The sequence below is a fragment of the Bacillus sp. HY001 genome (assembly GCF_007558965.1).
GTDB classification, from domain to species: domain Bacteria; phylum Bacillota; class Bacilli; order Bacillales; family Bacillaceae_G; genus Bacillus_A; species Bacillus_A mobilis.
This window is the reverse complement of record NZ_VLTE01000046.1, coordinates 1-3,220: the sequence shown is the minus strand read 5'-3', so window position 1 is coordinate 3,220 and position 3,220 is coordinate 1. Positions and strand designations below refer to the sequence as shown.

Sequence of the window (3,220 nt, the reverse complement as noted above, 5' to 3'; positions counted from 1 at the left end):
GAGCCTCGCAGAGCACGTCCAAATGAAATTTGGTATAACGTGCTAGACCAAATTTGGTTTTTCTTCTATCCCCATGTTAAACTAGTTACCAAAAGGGGGGGTCTTGCTCATGGCTCACGTTCAAAAATATGCAAAAGGAAATGTTCAAGGATTGTCCATCCACTGGGACAGAAAAACAGAAAATCATTCGAATCAAGACATTGATAATGAACGGTCACATTTGAATTATGATTTATGTGAAAAAGAAGGAGATACACTTTCACGCATGAATGATCGGTTAAGTGAAGTGCATTGCTTGAATCGAAAAGATGTAAAAGTCTGTGCAGATTGGGCTGTTACATTACCGGAAAGTTTGAAAGATGCTTCTGAGAAGGAACAACGTGAATTTTTTGAGAAAACCTATGAATTTTTAGCGAACCGTTATGGTGGTGAAAAAAATGTGTTGTCAGCCAATGTACATAATGACGAAACAAGACCGCATATGCATTTTGCTTTTATGCCTGTTGTTTGGGACGAGAAAAAGCAACAGGCAAAGGTTTCAGCTAAAGAAGTTTTAACAAGAAAAGATTTAAAAACATTTCACCAAGATTTAGATGAGTTTTTGAAAAAAGAAATACCACAAATCTACAAAGAAGGTATTTTAAACGATAAAACGATTGGCGTTGATACGGTTAAAGATTTGAAAAGGTATTCTGAAGAAATACAGAAACAAAAAGATGTAATGGATGCGGAAGTAAAGGTCAAAGAAAGAGAGTTAGAGGGGAAAATTCAATCATTAGATAAAGAATTGGAAAGTAAAAAAAATGAGTTTCTGAATTTGAGTGAAGCACTCCCTTCAAAAATTAATATCAAAGTAAAAGGAAAAGAGAAAAAAACAGAGGTTGTAAAAACAGGTTTTTTAAAATCAGAAACAGTAACTACAGAAACTGGGAATTGGATTGTTTCTGATAGTGAAATGAGAAGGATGCAAAAAGTTCTAAGCGATGCAAATTTCGTAAAGGAAGATTATGAGCGTTTGCAGCGTACAGATTTAGTTAAAGAAAACAAAGAATTACATGATAGAGTTGATAGTTTAGCCGATGGTTATGTTAAAGCTATTAATGAGAATACAGATTTGTATGAGAAGAATAGAGAATTACGTAAGGAAATAAGCTCGTTAAAAGCCCATGTAAAAGATTTAAAGGAAAATGTAAAGGTTTTATACCACAATACGAAAAAAGTCCTTGGAGAGCATTTTAAAGCGTTTAGAGGACTTGTTAAGAATGAATTGGATATAAAAGGTGTAGATAATCAATTTGATTGTGAATATAAGAAAGAAATTAAGAAACAACGTGGATATAACATGGAACGTTAAAACCGTCTCAGAATTAATTCTGAGACGGTTCGTCGTTTTTGTATGTTATTTCTGTTTTAAGCTCTCTTCCTTTAGTTGAATAGACTTGTTGTAATCGGATTTCTTGTATATCGTGCCAATGGCCACGACCAAAATAACGAGCATTTACTTGATATGTACCAGTACCTTTTCTAAAAAGAATTTCTGCATTTACAAGTTTGTTGATGTTGTTATTAAGAACTTGTACTGTTTTATATCCTAGTTCTTGTGCCATTTGTTTTTTTATAAAGCTATTTAGAATGATCATATTGTCATAAGACATTACTTTTAATAAAACGTTAATAACTCTATCTAAACCTTTAGGTAAATCATTTAAGGCTACAATATCTTTTAAATATATTTTTACGTAGTCTGGTTCTTTGTCGATATAAGCATTTATAATTTCTTCTTCTTCTTGAATTTCACCAGTATTTATATCTATTATTTTATTTTTTGTAACTTTAGAAACTTTTTTCAAGGGTCTTTCCGGTTGCATCAAATCTACCTCCTACCCGATTTATAATTTAATTAAATTATAAATCGGGTATTTTAAAAGTGCAATATTTTTTATAGGATTTCACATTTATAATCCCACAAATTATAAATGATATAAAAAATAAATTTAATTTATAACTCCACAAATTACGGTATATAACTCCACAAATTACGGTTATAATCCCACAAATTATAACTTATAATCCCACAAATTATAGTATTTTCCTAGAAATCCAGTCATATCAACGGTTCAACCTATGTTCTCCCTTCTATTCTATTATTTTATAAAATTTAAAAGGGCTTTTCACTATGCAATAGTCGAGTAGTATTTTTTGAGAAAACCATTCAAAAAATCTCCACTCTTTTGCTATTGCATAGTGAAATTCGGCAGGTGTGAGCATGTCGCCAAGCCGAACAGACCAAAAACGAGGATTTAGATTGTTCGACTTGGACTAGCAATTGTACCTGCCGAACCGCCTTGCTCTATCGTTCTAAACAATCCGCTTATTCCATATTCATTTACGTTAAGATCCAGGGGGCTAGCCCCCAAACCCCCAGCCAGCACTCACACCCAAAAACAAGGAGAGAATGAACTTAGAACAGCACATTTATAGAAACTGTGTTTTTGCTAGATGCATATTAAAAAGGATAAGCATATGCTATATTACGCTTTCGTATAATTCCCTTATCTTTAAAGAGAACTTAAATCTTAATAATAGATTTGAGTTCTCTTTTTATATCATTATTCTCTAATTACCATATACATATAATATATTTAAAATTAATTTAAAAGGAGAAGTATGTTATATGACAAAATTGGAGGAACTAGAAAAAGATTTTAATCAAATGAATCTAGATTTAAAAGCTATACAACATGATATGAAAAGTTTAGAAGTAAGAATATTAGTAGCTGAAAAGGATGTTTTAACTATTAATAAACAATTAGATAAAATTAGTGCAAATACTACATGGATTTTACGATTGATCATAAGCGGATTGTTAACAGGAGTACTTGGTGTAGTAGCTAAAAACCTGTTATAGGAAAAAAGGGTGTTGGTCAATCAAAACGGACCTAGCAAAGCGAAGGGAGTATTTGACTTGACCAACCGTACTACACCCAAACCCTCTTGGCATTGAACAAACAATCGTTTGTTCCTGCTAACCGGCGAGGGAGCCCCTCAAGGATTGAGGGGTTGGGGAGTTTGATTGAGGGGGTCTGGGGAAGAGTTTCCCCAGTGGGTTTGGGCAAAGCCCAAGGTTTGTTTTTTGCCAGGCAAAGCATGGCTTGGCGGAGCCAAAGAGCCTCGCAGAGCACGTCCAAATGAAATTTGGTATAACGTGCTAGACCAAATT

At 33.3% G+C, this 3,220-nt stretch carries 3 protein-coding genes; 2 read left to right on the top strand and 1 reads right to left on the bottom strand.

Features of this window, described 5'->3' with window-relative positions:
* The first annotated feature begins 109 nt into the window (after positions 1 to 109).
* Positions 110 to 1,354, top strand: coding sequence for a MobV family relaxase (gene mobV / locus FOT98_RS20880; RefSeq protein WP_000951644.1), 1,245 nt, complete (start codon positions 110 to 112; stop codon positions 1,352 to 1,354).
* A gap of 13 nt (positions 1,355 to 1,367) precedes the next feature.
* Here the strand turns inward: mobV and FOT98_RS20875 are convergent, their stop codons facing one another.
* A complete protein-coding gene (locus FOT98_RS20875; RefSeq protein WP_001182216.1) occupies positions 1,368 to 1,868 on the bottom strand; it encodes a replication/maintenance protein RepL in 501 nt (166 codons plus the stop codon).
* Between the two features lie 806 nt (positions 1,869 to 2,674).
* On the opposite strand from FOT98_RS20875, the gene FOT98_RS20870 reads away from it, so the two are divergent.
* Positions 2,675 to 2,908: a hemolysin XhlA family protein gene (locus tag FOT98_RS20870; protein ID WP_046199669.1), complete on the top strand. Its 234-nt coding sequence runs from the start codon at positions 2,675 to 2,677 to the stop codon at positions 2,906 to 2,908.
* The last annotated feature ends 312 nt before the right edge of the window (positions 2,909 to 3,220 follow it).

Excerpts from the sequence above, each read along its gene's own strand:
- FOT98_RS20870 (WP_046199669.1), top strand. The coding sequence starts at position 2,675 with ATGACAAAATTGGAGGAACTAGAAAAAGATTTTAATCAAATGAATCTA.
- mobV (WP_000951644.1), top strand. The coding sequence starts at position 110 with ATGGCTCACGTTCAAAAATATGCAAAAGGAAATGTTCAAGGATTGTCC.
- FOT98_RS20875 (WP_001182216.1), bottom strand. The coding sequence starts at position 1,868 with ATGCAACCGGAAAGACCCTTGAAAAAAGTTTCTAAAGTTACAAAAAAT.